The following is a 14,477-nucleotide window of genomic DNA, read 5'->3' as shown; positions in this document are numbered from 1 at the left end:
GCTAACGCGGAGAGCGTGGCAAGGTCAGAAATCTTGACGGGACGGCAGATAGTGGAAAGGGTGCCCTATGTGTTTCATCAACTGTCAACAGTTCAGCGATGCCCGTCGCCAATGCTTGCGCTGACGAGTGCAACCGCGCGCCGAACGGGTTTCAGTCGAGCTTCACGTAACAGGCGACGACCAGAAGTGAAGGCGGGGACAGGCGCAAACCGCAACGCCGCCCGCCACAGGCGGCTCAATCGACATCAAACACGCAACGAGTCGGAATCGCCGTATGATGCGGAAATCATTCCTTGCGTCCCTGATTCAGGTCCGCCATGCCATCACAGAGCACAGATTCCAGCAGGCATGGACGCGTGGTTCACACGCTCAACCGCGACTCACGCGTTGATGAGCCGAGCAGGCTGAACCGCTATCAGCGGACGCTCGTCATGGGCGCGGGCGTCGCGGTCTCGTTTGTCCTGGTGCTGTTGACCGGCGTTGTGCTGAAATCGACCGTCACGGACTACGTCGAGGATCGCTATACCGATTTCGCTCTCCGGCAGACTCGCCTGCAGCTGGAGTTTCTCGAGCGGGAAAGAACGCTGAGAGCCGCCATCCTCCATGAAGATATCGAGTTCAGTCCCGTGTTGATCAACAGCGCGCCACAGCAGGTAAGGCTCGCCGCGCAACGTCACAAATACTTCTGCCGTGCACGCCGCAGAGCCCCAACTGTGGTCAAGCGGTTAGGTGAGGACAGGAGTGCGACATGGTTTCCGCCAGCCACCGATCCCTTCAGCGAACAGCCCGCCATCCGGCTGGTCATGCCGGCCTTCGCTTGAGCGCGAAGTGCTGACGGATCGGACCGAAGCTCGATAAGAAAGCCTGCGTGCGTTCAGGATCGCACCCGCTGATGCGTGGCCATTGACGTTCTTGCGTGCCGCCAGCGCGCATTCTTCGAGAAGACGAATGGAAACCCCAGGCCGTGGCCGTGGACGATCGGTCGAAGTCGATTTCTTTCGCGGTATCGTGCTGATCGTCATCGTGCTCGATCACATTCCCGGCAGCACGCTATCGCATCTGATGCTGCACGCGTACGCGTTGTGCGATTTGGCCGAGGTGTTCGTGTTTCTCGGCGGCTATGCATCGGCGGCGGCGTATACGGCGGTGCTTGCGCATCGCGGCGAACACGCGGCGCAGCTGCGCTTCCTCAAACGCTGCGGGGAGATCTATCGCGCGTATCTGTTGACGGCGGTGCTGACGCTCGCGTCCGGCGCGATTCTCGCGCTGCTCGATCTGAATCGGCCGATGGTAGAAATGACCGGCTGGCCGCCGTTCGCGTTGCAGCCATGGCGTCAAGCATTCGATATCGCGCTGTTGCGCCGGCAACCGTATCTGTCCAGCGTGCTGCCGATGTACGTGCTGTTCGCGCTATGCGTGCCCGTGATGGTGCCGCTCGCGCGCCGCTCTGCATCGCTCGCGCTCGCGGTGAGCGTCGCGGTGTGGGCCGTCGCGAGGCCGCTCGCCGCGTTATTCAGCATTGACGCCGTCGCCGACTGGGCTTTTAATCCGTTTGCGTGGCAACTGATGTTCGTGCTCGGTATGCTGTGCCGCGTGCAGCCGATCAGCGAACGTTTTCATGCGAGCTATACCGCGCAGTGGCTCACGCGCGTCGCGGTGGTCGCGGTGCTTGGCTTTGCGATGGTCAAACTTTTCGTGCTGACGCAGCCTTTGTCCGGCACGCACAAGCAGAATCTTTCAGTGGAACGTGTGATCAATTTCATCGTCATCGCGTGGCTCGCCGCCCAGTTCGTGCGGATGGGCAGTATCGCGTGGCTAGCGAGGCGGCTGCCCGCCGTCGTGACGGTGGGGCGCACCGGACTCGTGTGCTTCGTCACCGGCACGCTGGTGTCGTTGATCATCGACACGGCGACACCGCACACGTTTCACGGTTTTCGCGCGGTGCTGGTCGGGCTCGGCGGCGACCTCGCGGCGATCGGCGCGCTGCTGATGATCGCGCGCGGCTGGAGCGGCTGGAAAGGGCAGCAGTCGGGCGCACAGGCGAATGGCGCGGGTTGCGGATGACGCGACGCGAGCGCCGCGTGCGCATCACGACCACGATGCGCACGACGCGCAAGCTCGTTGGACTCGCGACCGTGATGAGCGTCGTCGTGCTCGCGTGGCTCGCGATGCATCGCACGGCCGCGCAGGCCGAAGAGACACCGTTCGCGATGCACTGCGCGGAGTTCGCGGGCGCGGTGCTGTCGCCCGAATTGATCGAGATGCCGACGGCCGGCGCGCTGATCGAAAGCGCGGCAATGATCGGCGCGACCGCGCCGGGCAATCAGCAAGGCGGCGAGTATTGCCGCATCACGGGCCGCATCAAGGCGCTGAATCGGACGACGCCCGACATCCGCTTCGATCTGAATCTGCCGAGTCGCTGGAATGGCCGTGCGTTGCAGATCGGCGGCGGCGGGTACAACGGCGTGGTTGTCAGCGGCACCGGCGTGATGCCGTTCTCGCCGGATCGCGCGCCGCTCGCGCAAGGCTACGCGACGTTCGGTGACGACTCGGGGCATGTCGGCGATTCGTCGCTCGCGGCGTTTGGTCTCGTCGATGAAGCGGTGACGAACTTCGGCTACGCGCATCTGAAGAAAACCCATGACGTCGCGCTCGCGTTGATCGCGCACGCGTACGGCAGGCCGCCGCAGCGCATGTATTTTGCCGGCGGCTCGACGGGGGGCCGCGAAGGCTACACGGTGATGCAGCGCTTCCCCGACGACTACGACGGCGTGATCGCCAATGCGCCCGCGCTGAATTTTTCCGGCGTGCGGCTGATCGGCGTGAAGCTCGGCCAGGCCGAGTACGGTACGCCGGGCGGCTTCGTGCCGCCGGCGCTGCTCGAACGCGTCTATCAACGCACGCTCGAGGTATGCGACCGGCTCGACGGCATGGCGGACGGCATCGTCAGCGACGTCGAAGCATGTCGCGCGCACGAAGCGCAAATTGTCGATTCGCTGCGTTGCGCGCTGCGCCTTTCATCTGACGATGCGTGTCTGACCGACGCGCAACTGGCCACCTTGCTGGCGATGCGCGACGGGCTGTCGCTGCCGTATCGGCTCGCGTGGGACGTGAGCGGCTATCGCGGCTACAACGTGTTCCAGGGCACGCAACTGACCGGCGCGCTCGGGCTCGCGCATCAGCCGCGGCGTCAACCGGTGCCGACGTTCTATGCGAACGGCTATCTGTTCGCGCAAGGCGACGGCTATCTGCGCTACTTCGTCGCGCGCGATGCGGACTTCGATTCGTTGACGTTCGATTCGCAACGCCCCGGCAAATATCGCGCGCGACTGATCGCGCTGTCGGGCACGATCGGCGCGATGAACCCCGACCTGTCGCGTTACATCGCGCGCGGCGGCAAGCTGATCACGCTGCAGGGTCTCGCCGACGAAGTGATCAGCCCGAACCAGACGATCGCATATCACGACGCGCTAGTCGCGCGTTTCGGCAAGGACGAGGTGGATCGCTTCATGCGGCTGTACATGGTGCCGGGGTTTCAGCATGGCAACGGCGTGTTCATTCCATCGGTCGATCTGCTCGGGGCGCTCGACGCGTGGGTCACGCGCGGCGTCGCGCCCGAAACGCTGATGGCCACAGATCTCGCCGCGGCGACGAATGGACGCTCGCGGCCGCTGTGCCGCTATCCCGGGTTTCCGCGCTATCTCGGCCGAGGCAATGTAAATCTGGCGAGTAGTTTTGTCTGTGCGCAGCCTTGAGGTCTGAGTCGTCGCAGCGCCTGTTTGACCGGCGAGCCGCGCTAGAAAACGTGCGGACCGAGCCGGGGCCCACGCCCGACGAGCCGATAGCCCGAGCGCCACCGCCTTTTCGCGCACGTAGCGCCGCAACCGCACGATCTGTTCGTCCGCTCGCGTGCGCTGCACGCTTTCGCACTTTCCATTACATTGCGGATGCGGCGCGTTCCTTCGCGCCGTTTCCTGTCATTCAACAGCGGTGTCGGCCATCATCGAGTCCATGCAGCCAATCGTTTCGGTCACGAATCTGTCGAAAACCTATGCCAGCGGTTTTCAGGCGCTGAAGAACATCAATCTGGCGATCCACCGTGGAGAAATCTTCGCGCTGCTCGGGCCGAACGGCGCGGGCAAGACCACGCTGATCAGCATCGTCTGCGGCATCGTCAACGCGAGCGAAGGCGGCGTGACGGTGGACGGCCATGACATCGGCTCCAACTATCGCGCGGCCCGCTCGCTGATCGGCCTCGTGCCGCAGGAGTTGACCACGGACGCGTTCGAAACCGTCTGGGCCACCGTGTCGTTCAGCCGCGGCCTGTTCGGCAAGCCGAAGAACCCCGCTTACATCGAGAAAGTGCTGCGCGACCTGTCGCTATGGGAGAAACGCGACAACAAGATCATCACGCTGTCGGGCGGCATGAAGCGGCGCGTGTTGATCGCGAAGGCGCTGTCGCACGAGCCGCGCGTGCTGTTTCTCGACGAGCCGACCGCCGGCGTCGACGTCGAGCTGCGGCGCGACATGTGGAAGCTCGTGCGCTCGCTCGCGGCGAGCGGCGTGACGATCATCCTGACCACGCATTACATCGACGAAGCCGAGGAGATGGCCGACCGCATCGGCGTGATCAACGCGGGCGAAATCATGCTGGTCGAAGAGAAGACCGAGCTAATGCGCAAGCTCGGCACGAAGCAGTTGACGCTGCAACTGGAGAGCCCCCTCGACACGGTGCCGGCTTCGCTCGCCGGCTACGGGCTCGCGGTCGCGAACGGCGGCAACGAACTGACCTACACCTATGAAGGCGAGGGCGGGCGCACCGACATCATCGCGCTGCTGAAATCGCTCGACGACGCCGGTATCCGCTTCAAGGACCTGCACACCACGCAGAGTTCGCTCGAAGACATTTTCGTCAGTCTGCTGCGGGGGAACCCATGAACATCTACGCAATGCGCGCGATCTACAAGTTCGAAATGGCGCGCACGTGGCGCACGCTGATGCAAAGCATCATCGCGCCGGTGATTTCCACGTCGCTGTACTTCGTCGTGTTCGGCTCGGCGATCGGCTCGCGTATCAAGGAAGTGGAGGGCATCAGCTACGGCGCGTTCATCGTGCCGGGTCTGATCATGTTGTCGCTGCTGTCGCAAAGCATCGCGAACGCGTCGTTCGGGATTTACTTCCCGCGTTTCACGGGCACGATCTACGAGCTGCTGTCGGCGCCCGTATCGTATCTGGAGATCGTCGTCAGCTATGTGGGCGCGGCGGCCACCAAGTCGATCCTGCTCGGGCTCATCATTCTCGCGACCGCCGCGCTATTCGTGCCGTTGCAGATCATGCATCCATTCTGGATGGTGCTGTTTCTCGTGCTGACGGCCGTCACGTTCAGTCTGCTCGGCTTCATCATCGGCATCTGGGCGGACAGCTTCGAGAAGCTGCAACTGGTGCCGCTCCTGATCGTCACGCCGCTCACGTTTCTCGGCGGCGCCTTCTATTCGGTGGACATGCTGCCGCCGTTCTGGCACGCCGTCACGCTGTTCAATCCGATCGTTTATCTGGTCAGCGGATTTCGCTGGAGCTTCTACGAGCTGGGCGACGTCGGCGTCGGCCTGAGTCTCGGCATGACACTGCTGTTCCTCGCGGTGTTCCTCGTGATCGTCGGCTGGATCTTCAGGACCGGCTATCGATTGAAAAGCTGATAAGACCGCGGGATTAGCAGAGGGCGCGACAGCGAAAAGCCGTCGCGCCCTCTTCATCGATACGCGCAGACGCCGACTACAACTACAACAGATACGCCTGTGCGACATTGATCAACTGCACGCGGTTGCGCACGTTGAACAGCTGCCGCAAGCGCCGCAGATGATAGTCGACGTTATGCGGCGACAGCCCGAGGAAATACGCGATTTCCTTGTCGCGCTGCCCCTGCACGACCGCCTTCAGCACCGCGTGCTGCAGCGTGCTCAGCGCGACGCGCTGCTGCTGCGCGGGCGCGATGCCGATCACGCTTTTCGCGTGCATCCAGATGAACTCATGAATCGAGTGCGCGAACATCAGCGTTTCCGCGACGATCGATTCGGTCATCCAGCGCGGGTTGCCGATCTCCGAATTGAAGCACAGGCTCGCGCTCAGCTCCGGCTCCGGCAGCGGCATCTGCGTGAGAATGCCGCTCTTGCGGTCGGTCGCCTCCAGCATGTCGATCAGCGCGCCGAGCCGCTCGCTGCGCAGCTGCGCGCGCGGCAGGTCGGCGCGCAGGTCGGCGGTATTCCACAGAAACGGCATGCCGGTCGGCGACGCGAGCGCGACGCGCGGATCGAGCTCGAAATAGCGCTCGCGGAAATAGCGCGTGAGCCATGCCTGCGACTCGTAGCTCGTCAACACGAACATGGTCTTGTGATGCGAAGACGTGCGCGTGGCGGTATAGCTGAACGAGTCGAAGCCCAATTGCCTGATGCGCCGACGCACGAACTCCATGCGGTCCTGCGCGCTGCCGAACCGTCCGAGCGGACCGATCAGCGGCGCGGCCCGCCCCGCCGAGGGCGACGGCGTGCCGATTTCTTCCTCGGTGAACAGAGTCAGAAAGCCACTGCGACCCGCACCATTCGCGGCGCGGGGAGACATCTTCACTGCTTCAGCCGCGTGGGCTGATTGCGCGGCGTGCCGCGCGCCGGCCGGGTAAGCCGGTTGGGCGGATGCCGCTCTCGGGTGTGCTGCCGACGCGTGCCCGGCTTCGCCTTGCGGCGAGCCGGTCAGCCATTGCGGCAGCGTATCGCATTCATGTTCCATGAAACGGTAGCTCCGGCGTTCTAAACGCGTGAAAGACGACAACCTCAATGATTAGCGATTTCGTGAAAGGTCGGTAGCCGGTTCCTTGCTATCATTTTTGTGATCTTGCGCTGACAGTGGACCGGCAATACGGGTACGGCGGCGTTTCTCCTTCCATACGGCACCTCCTTCGAGGGGATGTGATGGCACGAATTCCCAAGCTCACGACGACGCTCGCCTACGACCGCTACATGGCCGGCCAGCGACTCGTGTCGAGCGTGGATCGCGAGTGGCGGCATCTGGTGCTGCGCTCGTATCTCGAGCCGGTGCGGCAAGACCTGCTCGAAGCGCCCGGTTTGCGCGACTTCACGCTGATGACGCTCGCGAGCGGCGCCGAGCATCTCGAACGCAACCTCGGCGGAGCTTGGGAAAGCGCCGATATGCGCGTGAACGACCTGTGGTTCGTGCCGCCCACGCCGATCTCGTGGCGCTGGCATTCGATCAGCGACGAGCCGTTGTCTACGTTGCACGTGCACATCGAGCGCGATTTGATCGACAGCGTCGCGCAACAGATGGGGCTCGACGCGTCGCGTGAACTGTCGCTCGGCGACGCGATGCGCTTCCACGATCCGCTGATCGCCGCGATGCTTGCCGCGCTGCATCGCGCCGCCCGCGATCCGGCCGATTCGCGTCTGTATGTCGATACGCTGGCTCACGCGCTCGCCGCGCACCTGCTGCAGCACTATTCGAGCGGCAACGATGCGCGGCGCGGCGGCGCGACGCGGCCCGAACGGCTGGTGCCGCGCCGGATTCGCCGAGTGACCGAGTACATCCGCACCAATCTCGCCGAAGATCTGGCGATCGCCGAACTGGCCGAGCAGGCCGGCCTAAGCAGTTTTCATTTTGCTCGGGTGTTTCGCCGCGAGACCGGGGAGACGCCGCATCAGTTCGTGACGCGCTTGCGGCTCGAGGAAGCGGCGAGGCTGCTGCGCGCCACGGATCGAACCGTGCTGCAAATCGCGCTCGAAGTTGGCTTCGAGAATGCCAGTCATTTCTCCGTGCAGTTCAAGCGTGGCTATGGTGCGACGCCGCTCGCCTACCGGCTGCGCGCTTGAGATGCACGCCGGCTGATGCTTGCCTGCGCACGCCGTAGCGGCTCGCCTTTCTACAGTCGGAATCACGCACTTGCGCAGTGTGCTTTGCATTGCGCGGCTTGCAAACTACGAACTTTCGTGGCGGCGCGCGGTGCAAACTGGCATGGCACGTGGAGCAAGGCTTCGCGGTTCGGCCGGCCGCCCGCGATCGGACGTGGCCTAACTGGACTGACCGCGGCGCCGACAACTGTATCTGTCGAAACCTTGCATCGGACGACAGAATCGAACCGCTTTTGAACCCCACATACCGGATAACGCGCCATGACCCGACTCAAGATGACCGCCTGCGGCCACGCCTTCATCGCCGAAACCCATCCCGATGCGCCGCAGACCGTGGCCGCGTTCCTGAAGCTGCTGCCGTACCGGCAGAAGCTGATCCATGTGCGCTGGAGCGGTGAGGGCTGCTGGGTGCCGCTCGGCGAATTCAAGCTCGAGAACGACGGCGTCGCGGTCGGCTTCGAGAATCACACGAGCCATCCATCGGTCGGCGACATCCTGTTCTATCCGGGCGGCTATAGCGAGACCGAGATCATCCTCGCATATGGTTCATGCTGCTTTGCGAGCAAGATGGGGCAACTCGCGGGCAATCATTTTCTGACGATCGTCGAAGGCAAGGAAAAACTGCGCGAGCTCGGCACGAAGGTGCTGTGGGAAGGCGCGCAGGAGGTGGTGTTCGAGAGGCTTTGAGCGAGCCGCATTTCCTTGCTGGGCACACGCGATGCTTGTTCGAAGAGCCGCGTGCGGTCAGGTACCGATCCGGCACCGACCACGCACGTGAGGCACTCGACACCGCTGGCCCGCCCGGCGAGGAGGAGCAAATGCGAGGCATAAATGACAAGGTCCGCGCTGTAGTTTTTGCCATGTCGATCGTGCTGCTCTCGGCTTGCGGCGGGGGCGGTAACGGAAGCGGCGGGTCGAGTAGCGGCGGCGGCACGGCGGCCGAGCCGGCTGGCGGCGTCAAGCTGCAGGTCGTGACGTTCGGCGACAGCCTGTCGGACGTCGGGACTTATGCGCCGCTCGCGAGCGCGGTGGGAGGCGGGCGTTTCACGACCAACCCCGGCCAGGTGTGGGCCCAGGAGGTCGCGCAATACTACGGCGATACGCTCAGCGCCGCGTTCACGATCGATTTCACGCATAAGCTGAGTGCGCAGAGCGGCCTCGGTTACGCGGAAGGGGGCTCGACGGTGGCGACGCCGGCGAACCAGTACGACTATCTGAGCGACGTCATCGGCAACATCGAAATGCCTGTCAATCAGCAACTGTCGAGTTATCTGAGCGCTCACGGCAGCTTCAACGCCAATCAGCTCGTGCTCGTGTGGGTGGGCGCGAACGATGTGCTCCGCGCCGGCAACCTGCCCGCCGCGGCGCCGATCGTGCAGGCGGCGGCCACGACGCTCGCCCAGCTCGTCGGGCAGATCGTGCAGAACGGCGGCACGCATGTGGTGGTGATCAATCTGCCGAATATCGGGCTGTCGCCGAAGGGGCTCGCTTCGGCCGATGGTGGCTCGAATCTCACGCAGTTGTCGCAGCTTTTCAACGCTACGTTGAACGCCGCGTTGCAAACCGATGGGCTGCAGTCGAAGGTGATCGAGGTCGATTCGTACACGTGGACGAATCAGGTCATCGGAAGCTTTCAGGCGAACGGTTTTACCGTGTCGAATACGGGGCAGGCCTGCGATCCGAAGAAAACGCCCGATGACACCGCGCTGCTATGTTCGCCGGCAACCTACGTGAGCGCCAATGCGGATCAGACTTACATGTTCGCCGATGATTTGCATCCGACGACGCATATGCATGCGTTGTTTGCGCAGTTCGTCGAGCAGCAGATCGCGCATAGTGGGTTGGGGCGGTGAGGGGGGATACTGCGGCGGGGCGCGCTGTCGGCACCCCGCCCCTCAACCAGGCCGGGGTGCGCACCCCATCAGGTCATCACTTGAACAACTTCATCGCCTGCGTCAGCGTATTGATCACCCCCCAGGCAAGCGGAATCATCACATACACCCAGAACACCGCGAGCATCACCTTGTTGGTCGGATGTACGGTTTGAACGGTCGACATACGGATCTCCTCACGCGCCCTTGGCGACTTGTGCATCGGTCATGTGGTGCTTCTCATCCACACGCTTGACCAGCAGGTTGCAGATAAAGCCGATCACGAGCAGCACGGCCATGATGTGCACGGTCATCGTGTACGCGTCCGCTTTGGCGACACCGTTCGCGACTTCATATGCGCGGATGTAATTGACGAGCACCGGACCCGCTACACCCGCCGCCGCCCACGCGGTCAGGAGCCGTCCATGAATACCGCCGACGAACGCCGTACCGAACATGTCGGCGAGATAGGCCGGCACCGTCGCGAAGCCGCCGCCGTACATGGACAGGATGACGCAGTACGTCAGCACGAACAGCGCGATCTGTCCGTTCGCGGCAAAGCTGGGCACGAAGTAGTAGAGCACCGCGCCGAGCACGAAGAAGATGGCGTAGGTGTTCTTGCGACCGATCCAGTCCGATGCCGACGACCACACGAAACGTCCACCCATGTTGAACAGCGACAGCAATCCGACGAAGCCGGCCGCAGCGGATGCCGTCACGGTGTTCTTGAAGCTCTCCTGGATCATCACCGAGGCCTGGCCGAGAACGCCGATCCCGGCCGTCACGTTCAGGAACAGCACGAACCAGATCAGATAGAACTGCGGTGTTTTCAACGCCTGATCGATATGCACGTGGTTGCGCGAGATCAGCCGGTGCTGCGTGACTTCGGGCGGCGTCCAGCCGGCCGGCTTCCAGTCGGCGGGCGGCACGCGGATCGCGAGGGCGCCGACCGTCATCGAGATGAAGTAGACGATGCCGAGCACGACGAAGGTCTCCGCGACGCCCACGCTCGTTGCGCTATGAAAGTGGTTCATCAGCGCGACCGACAACGGCGCCGCGATCATCGCGCCGCCACCGAAGCCCATGATCGCCATGCCGGTCGCCATGCCGCGGCGGTCCGGGAACCAGCGGATCAGCGTCGACACCGGCGACACATAACCGAGCCCCAGCCCGATCCCGCCGATCACGCCGTAACCGAGATATAGCAGCACGATCTGATGCAGATAGACGCCGAGCGCGGACACCAGGAACCCGCCGCCGAAACAGCATGCTGCCGTGAACATGGTGCGGCGCGGACCGACGTGTTCGAGCCATTTGCCCGCGAATGCCGCCGACAAACCGAGGAACACGATCGCGAGCGAAAAGATCCAGCCGAGCGCGGTCAGCGACCAGTCATCGGGCGCGGACTGGGTGATGCCGATCACTTTGGTCAGCGGTCCGTTGAATACCGAGAACGCATAGGCCTGACCGATGCACAGATGCACGGCGAGCGCCGCGGGGGGCACCATCCAGCGCGAAAAGCCGGGCTGTGCGACGGTGGCCTGTTTGGAAAAAAATGGGGCTGAGCCTCGTTGGCCGCCCGGCTCGCTGATGCTACTCATAAGTGGGTCTCCTTACAGTTGTTCTGTTTATCGGCGCTTCGTGCATATACCTTGAGGCGGCGGAGTGTAACTTGCGCACGCCGTCGCGTCATCGCTATATGTCCTTTCATTTCATATGGCCTGGATCCACGTACCCAAAATCGTGCCTGGCTCGACAATAGGACGTGGACGATGGCTTCGCAATATGAATCGGGCGGACATAAGGTGTGAACCTAGTGAAACGTGGGTATTCTTCACGCGATCGTGCAAATCGTGGGACGCTCCGAGCGGGTTGCTTCGTTCTTCCGACTAGAGCCACTATGCAAAGTCAGCAATAAAGGAGACGCGCACGACGCGCGGCACAAAAAGAAACGGACCGGCGCGGCTTCTTCGCCGCGCCGGCCCGTCGTGTATCGACGGCGAGTTCCGCCGGTGTCACTCGATCTTGCGCCCGGTCTTCATGCGTGCTGCAACGAGTACCGAGATCAGACAGCCGATCGCCAGATACGCGGCCACCGGATGCCACGAGCCGCCCGCGAAGCTGACCAGCGCGACCGCGATGAACGGCGTGAATCCGCCGCCGACCACGCTCGCCACCTGATAGCCGACACCCGCGCCGCTATAGCGGTACTCGGTGCCGAACAGCTCGGTGAACATCGGCTGCTGGACGCTGACGACCATGTCGTGCGCGATGTTGGCAAGCATCACCGCGAACACGACGATCCATACTGTCGAACGCGCTTCGAGCGCGAGGAAGAACGGCACCGCGCTGAACACGCCGACCAGCGCGCCGATCATATAGATGCGACGGCGGCCGAAGCGATCCGCGAGCCAGGCGAAGCACGGAATCGTCACGCAGCTGAGCGCGCCGACGACGAAGCCGATCGTCAGGAAAAACTCACGCGGCATGTGCAGGTTCGTGGTCGAGTAGCTCAGTGCGAACGCGGTCACGATGTACATCGTGAACAGCTCGGCGAGCCGCAGCGCGATGATCAGCAGGAAGGCTTTCGGATGGCGCAGCAGCGCTTCGACGATCGGCAGGCGCACACGGCGCTCGCCATGCTGGCCGACTTTCTCGACGAACTCCTGAGATTCCTCCATGCTCGAGCGGATCCACAGCGCGATCAGCACCAGTACGACGCTGAACAGAAACGGCAGACGCCAGCCCCAGCTGAGGAACGCGGCGTTGTCCATCGAGCGGCTGATCAGCGCGACGAGTCCCGTCGACAGCACGAGCCCGACGCCGTAGCCGACCTGCACGCCGCTACTGTAGAAGGCCTTCTTTTTCTCGGGCGCGCTTTCGACGGCCATCAACGCCGCGCCGCCCCATTCGCCGCCGACCGCAAAGCCCTGGATTGCGCGCAGCGTGACGAGCAGCACCGGCGCCAACCAGCCGATCGTCGAGAACGCCGGCAGCAGACCGATCGCGGCCGTCGACAGACCCATCATCATCACGGTGAGCACGAGCATGCGCTTGCGTCCGAGCCGGTCGCCGTAATGGCCGAACACGAAGCCGCCGAGCGGCCGGAATAGAAAGCCGACGCCGAAGGTCGCGAACGCGGCAAGCGTGCCCATCGCCGGGCCGACGTTCGGGAAGAACTCGGCGTTGAACACGAGCGCGGCGACGATGCCGTACAACAGGAAGTCGTACCAGTCGACCACGGCGCCGATAAAGCTGCCGAGCGCGGCCTTGCGAGCCCGACTGCGCGCATTGCGGTGAGTGGCCACTGTGGCCTGCGGGTGGGTGGTGCTCATCGAGTCTCCTTCAATGTGATATGTGCTTTAATCGATCGCGCCGCCCGGGCAAGGCTTTCGACGCGATCGATCCGCGCAGGTAATGTCCGGAAGGTTAATGACGCGATCCGGAATTCACAATCCGCGTGATGGAGAAAATGTGCGATCATCGCTCGCGACCGCGCGAATAGCGCGCGTTTTGCGTGTTTACACCGAGCGCCACGGAGAACCGTCGCGGGGAATCAGGTGGGCGAACCCACGCAGCGCGCGGCGTGCTAACGTGAAAGTAATCTTAAAAACAACAGTCATTGATATACTACATACCGAATATTGAAAAATGCGGCGTCGCAGCATATGATTGAGGGATCAATCTTCTCAATCATCCGGAGTTACACGTGGAATTCGTGCCTCTTGCGCTGTTCGCCATGGCCGTCGTTGGGTTGGGCTGTGCCGCCACCGTTCTGCTGACCGACTGGATTCCCGAATCGGTCGCTGCACCTGCATCGCAACATGGCCGCTTCGTGGGTCTGGGCGAGCAGCGCGGCAAAACGGCGGCGCCGAATCGCGCGCGTGTTCAAGCAGAGGCGATGAATGTCGTCAGAACTTCCAACTGAAACAGTGGCCACCCCGTTGACCCTGTCGTTGCAGCCAATCGGCGCGAGTGCGAGCTTGCGCGATCAGGCCTATGCGATGCTGCGTCAGGCAATCGCCGACGCGGATATCTACCAGAATCGCGAAGAAATCCGTCTCGACGAGCGCGTGCTCAGCGAATCGCTCGGCGTGAGCCGCACGCCGGTGCGCGAAGCGATGACGCTGCTCGAGCAGGAAGGCTTCCTGCGCATGGTGCCGCGGCGTGGCATCTACATCGTGCGCAAGAGCAAACGCGAAATCGTCGAGATGATCCAGATGTGGGCCGCGCTCGAAAGCATGGCCGCGCGGCTCGCCACGCTGCATGCGACCGACGAGGAAATCGGCCGCTTGCGCCATATGTTCGACAATTTCCGCGACACGACGCCGGCCGAGCATATCGCCGAGTATTCGGACGCGAACATCGCGTTTCATCAGGCGATCGTCGAGCTGTCGAAGTCGCAGATCATTCTCGACACGATCAAGAACATCTTCATCCACGTGCGCGCGATCCGGCGCATGACCATCTCGCAGAGCGACCGGGCCGCGCGCTCTATCGTCGATCATCTGCGCATCATCGAGGCGCTCGAAAAGCGCGATACCGAACTCGCCGAGCGGCTCACGCGCCAGCATTCGCTCGATCTCGCGGCGTTCGTCGAAGCCAATTGCGATTTCCTCGATTGATGGCGGCGTAGACGCTGCCTGGCTGCTGATGGCGAAAAGCCCGCGTGTGCAAGCACCGCGGGCTTTTT

At 63.1% G+C, this 14,477-nt stretch carries 13 protein-coding genes and 2 pseudogenes; 9 read left to right on the top strand and 6 right to left on the bottom strand.

What is annotated here, in order from left to right; translation table 11 throughout:
- Nucleotides 1-599 precede the first annotated feature (599 nt).
- A pseudogene (locus tag OKW27_RS17840) lies at nt 600-686 on the bottom strand (IS6 family transposase); the annotation flags it as partial.
- A 127-nt stretch (nt 687-813) separates the two neighbouring features.
- A pseudogene (locus tag OKW27_RS17835) lies at nt 814-882 on the bottom strand (transposase); the annotation flags it as partial.
- Between the two features lie 66 nt (nt 883-948).
- Between OKW27_RS17835 and OKW27_RS17830 the strand changes: the two are divergent.
- The 4 genes from OKW27_RS17830 to OKW27_RS17815 all read left to right on the top strand — a co-directional run bounded on the left by OKW27_RS17830 (nt 949) and on the right by OKW27_RS17815 (nt 5,696).
- The gene (locus OKW27_RS17830; RefSeq protein ID WP_429334261.1) at nt 949-2,064 is read left to right on the top strand and encodes an OpgC domain-containing protein; all 1,116 of its coding nucleotides are present in this window, start codon (nt 949-951) and stop codon (nt 2,062-2,064) included.
- Nucleotides 2,065-2,099: 35 nt separating this feature from the next.
- Entirely contained in the window at nt 2,100-3,755 is a 1,656-nt protein-coding gene (locus OKW27_RS17825; RefSeq protein ID WP_429334627.1) for a tannase/feruloyl esterase family alpha/beta hydrolase, read from the top strand.
- Between the two features lie 256 nt (nt 3,756-4,011).
- Nucleotides 4,012-4,938, top strand: coding sequence for an ABC transporter ATP-binding protein (locus OKW27_RS17820; protein WP_090810431.1), 927 nt, complete (start codon nt 4,012-4,014; stop codon nt 4,936-4,938).
- Nucleotides 4,935-5,696 carry an ABC transporter permease gene (locus OKW27_RS17815; protein WP_187613587.1) on the top strand — a complete coding sequence of 254 codons (762 nt, stop codon included), beginning with the start codon at nt 4,935-4,937 and terminating at the stop codon, nt 5,694-5,696. Before OKW27_RS17820 ends, OKW27_RS17815 begins: the two co-directional genes overlap by 4 nt.
- 82 nt (nt 5,697-5,778) lie before the next feature.
- Here the strand turns inward: OKW27_RS17815 and OKW27_RS17810 are convergent, their stop codons facing one another.
- A complete protein-coding gene (locus OKW27_RS17810; RefSeq protein ID WP_429334260.1) occupies nt 5,779-6,780 on the bottom strand; it encodes an autoinducer binding domain-containing protein in 1,002 nt (333 codons plus the stop codon).
- 182 nt (nt 6,781-6,962) lie between these two features.
- Here OKW27_RS17810 and OKW27_RS17805 point away from each other — a divergent pair, with 182 nt between their 5' ends.
- From OKW27_RS17805 to OKW27_RS17795, 3 genes are all read left to right on the top strand, one after another.
- Entirely contained in the window at nt 6,963-7,874 is a 912-nt protein-coding gene (locus OKW27_RS17805) for a helix-turn-helix domain-containing protein (protein ID WP_429334259.1), read from the top strand.
- Nucleotides 7,875-8,174: 300 nt separating this feature from the next.
- On the top strand, nt 8,175-8,600 hold the full coding sequence (locus OKW27_RS17800) for a DUF3830 family protein (protein ID WP_018424716.1): 426 nt from the start codon (nt 8,175-8,177) through the stop codon (nt 8,598-8,600).
- 131 nt (nt 8,601-8,731) lie between these two features.
- Nucleotides 8,732-9,766: an SGNH/GDSL hydrolase family protein gene (locus OKW27_RS17795; protein ID WP_090810433.1), complete on the top strand. Its 1,035-nt coding sequence runs from the start codon at nt 8,732-8,734 to the stop codon at nt 9,764-9,766.
- 76 nt (nt 9,767-9,842) lie between these two features.
- On the opposite strand, the gene OKW27_RS17790 is transcribed toward OKW27_RS17795, so the two are convergent.
- The 3 genes from OKW27_RS17790 to shiA all read right to left on the bottom strand — a co-directional run bounded on the left by OKW27_RS17790 (nt 9,843) and on the right by shiA (nt 13,119).
- On the bottom strand, nt 9,843-9,971 hold the full coding sequence (locus OKW27_RS17790; protein ID WP_090809263.1) for an MFS transporter small subunit: 129 nt from the start codon (nt 9,969-9,971) through the stop codon (nt 9,843-9,845).
- A 10-nt stretch (nt 9,972-9,981) separates the two neighbouring features.
- On the bottom strand, nt 9,982-11,385 hold the full coding sequence (locus OKW27_RS17785; protein WP_429334258.1) for an L-lactate MFS transporter: 1,404 nt from the start codon (nt 11,383-11,385) through the stop codon (nt 9,982-9,984).
- Nucleotides 11,386-11,799: 414 nt separating this feature from the next.
- Nucleotides 11,800-13,119 (bottom strand): shikimate transporter, encoded by a 1,320-nt coding sequence (gene shiA, locus OKW27_RS17780; RefSeq protein ID WP_429334257.1) that lies wholly within the window; start codon nt 13,117-13,119, stop codon nt 11,800-11,802.
- A gap of 374 nt (nt 13,120-13,493) precedes the next feature.
- Here shiA and OKW27_RS17775 point away from each other — a divergent pair, with 374 nt between their 5' ends.
- The gene (locus tag OKW27_RS17775; protein WP_184010619.1) at nt 13,494-13,712 is read left to right on the top strand and encodes a hypothetical protein; all 219 of its coding nucleotides are present in this window, start codon (nt 13,494-13,496) and stop codon (nt 13,710-13,712) included.
- Nucleotides 13,690-14,409, top strand: coding sequence for a GntR family transcriptional regulator (locus tag OKW27_RS17770; protein ID WP_013091210.1), 720 nt, complete (start codon nt 13,690-13,692; stop codon nt 14,407-14,409). The genes OKW27_RS17775 and OKW27_RS17770 overlap by 23 nt, the downstream gene beginning before the upstream one ends.
- The last annotated feature ends 68 nt before the right edge of the window (nt 14,410-14,477 follow it).

The organism is Paraburkholderia sp. 35.1 (assembly GCF_050436525.1).
Classification (GTDB): Bacteria; Pseudomonadota; Gammaproteobacteria; order Burkholderiales; family Burkholderiaceae; genus Paraburkholderia; species Paraburkholderia tuberum.
Note: the sequence above shows the minus strand (reverse complement) of the source record. Positions and strands in the feature narration are given on the sequence as shown.

Excerpts from the sequence above, each read along its gene's own strand:
- OKW27_RS17830 (WP_429334261.1), top strand. The coding sequence starts at position 949 with ATGGAAACCCCAGGCCGTGGCCGTGGACGATCGGTCGAAGTCGATTTC.
- OKW27_RS17825 (WP_429334627.1), top strand. The coding sequence starts at position 2,100 with ATGCGCACGACGCGCAAGCTCGTTGGACTCGCGACCGTGATGAGCGTC.
- OKW27_RS17820 (WP_090810431.1), top strand. The coding sequence starts at position 4,012 with ATGCAGCCAATCGTTTCGGTCACGAATCTGTCGAAAACCTATGCCAGC.
- OKW27_RS17815 (WP_187613587.1), top strand. The coding sequence starts at position 4,935 with ATGAACATCTACGCAATGCGCGCGATCTACAAGTTCGAAATGGCGCGC.
- OKW27_RS17810 (WP_429334260.1), bottom strand. The coding sequence starts at position 6,780 with ATGGAACATGAATGCGATACGCTGCCGCAATGGCTGACCGGCTCGCCG.
- OKW27_RS17805 (WP_429334259.1), top strand. The coding sequence starts at position 6,963 with ATGGCACGAATTCCCAAGCTCACGACGACGCTCGCCTACGACCGCTAC.
- OKW27_RS17800 (WP_018424716.1), top strand. The coding sequence starts at position 8,175 with ATGACCCGACTCAAGATGACCGCCTGCGGCCACGCCTTCATCGCCGAA.
- OKW27_RS17795 (WP_090810433.1), top strand. The coding sequence starts at position 8,732 with ATGCGAGGCATAAATGACAAGGTCCGCGCTGTAGTTTTTGCCATGTCG.
- OKW27_RS17790 (WP_090809263.1), bottom strand. The coding sequence starts at position 9,971 with ATGTCGACCGTTCAAACCGTACATCCGACCAACAAGGTGATGCTCGCG.
- OKW27_RS17785 (WP_429334258.1), bottom strand. The coding sequence starts at position 11,385 with ATGAGTAGCATCAGCGAGCCGGGCGGCCAACGAGGCTCAGCCCCATTT.
- shiA (WP_429334257.1), bottom strand. The coding sequence starts at position 13,119 with ATGAGCACCACCCACCCGCAGGCCACAGTGGCCACTCACCGCAATGCG.
- OKW27_RS17770 (WP_013091210.1), top strand. The coding sequence starts at position 13,690 with ATGTCGTCAGAACTTCCAACTGAAACAGTGGCCACCCCGTTGACCCTG.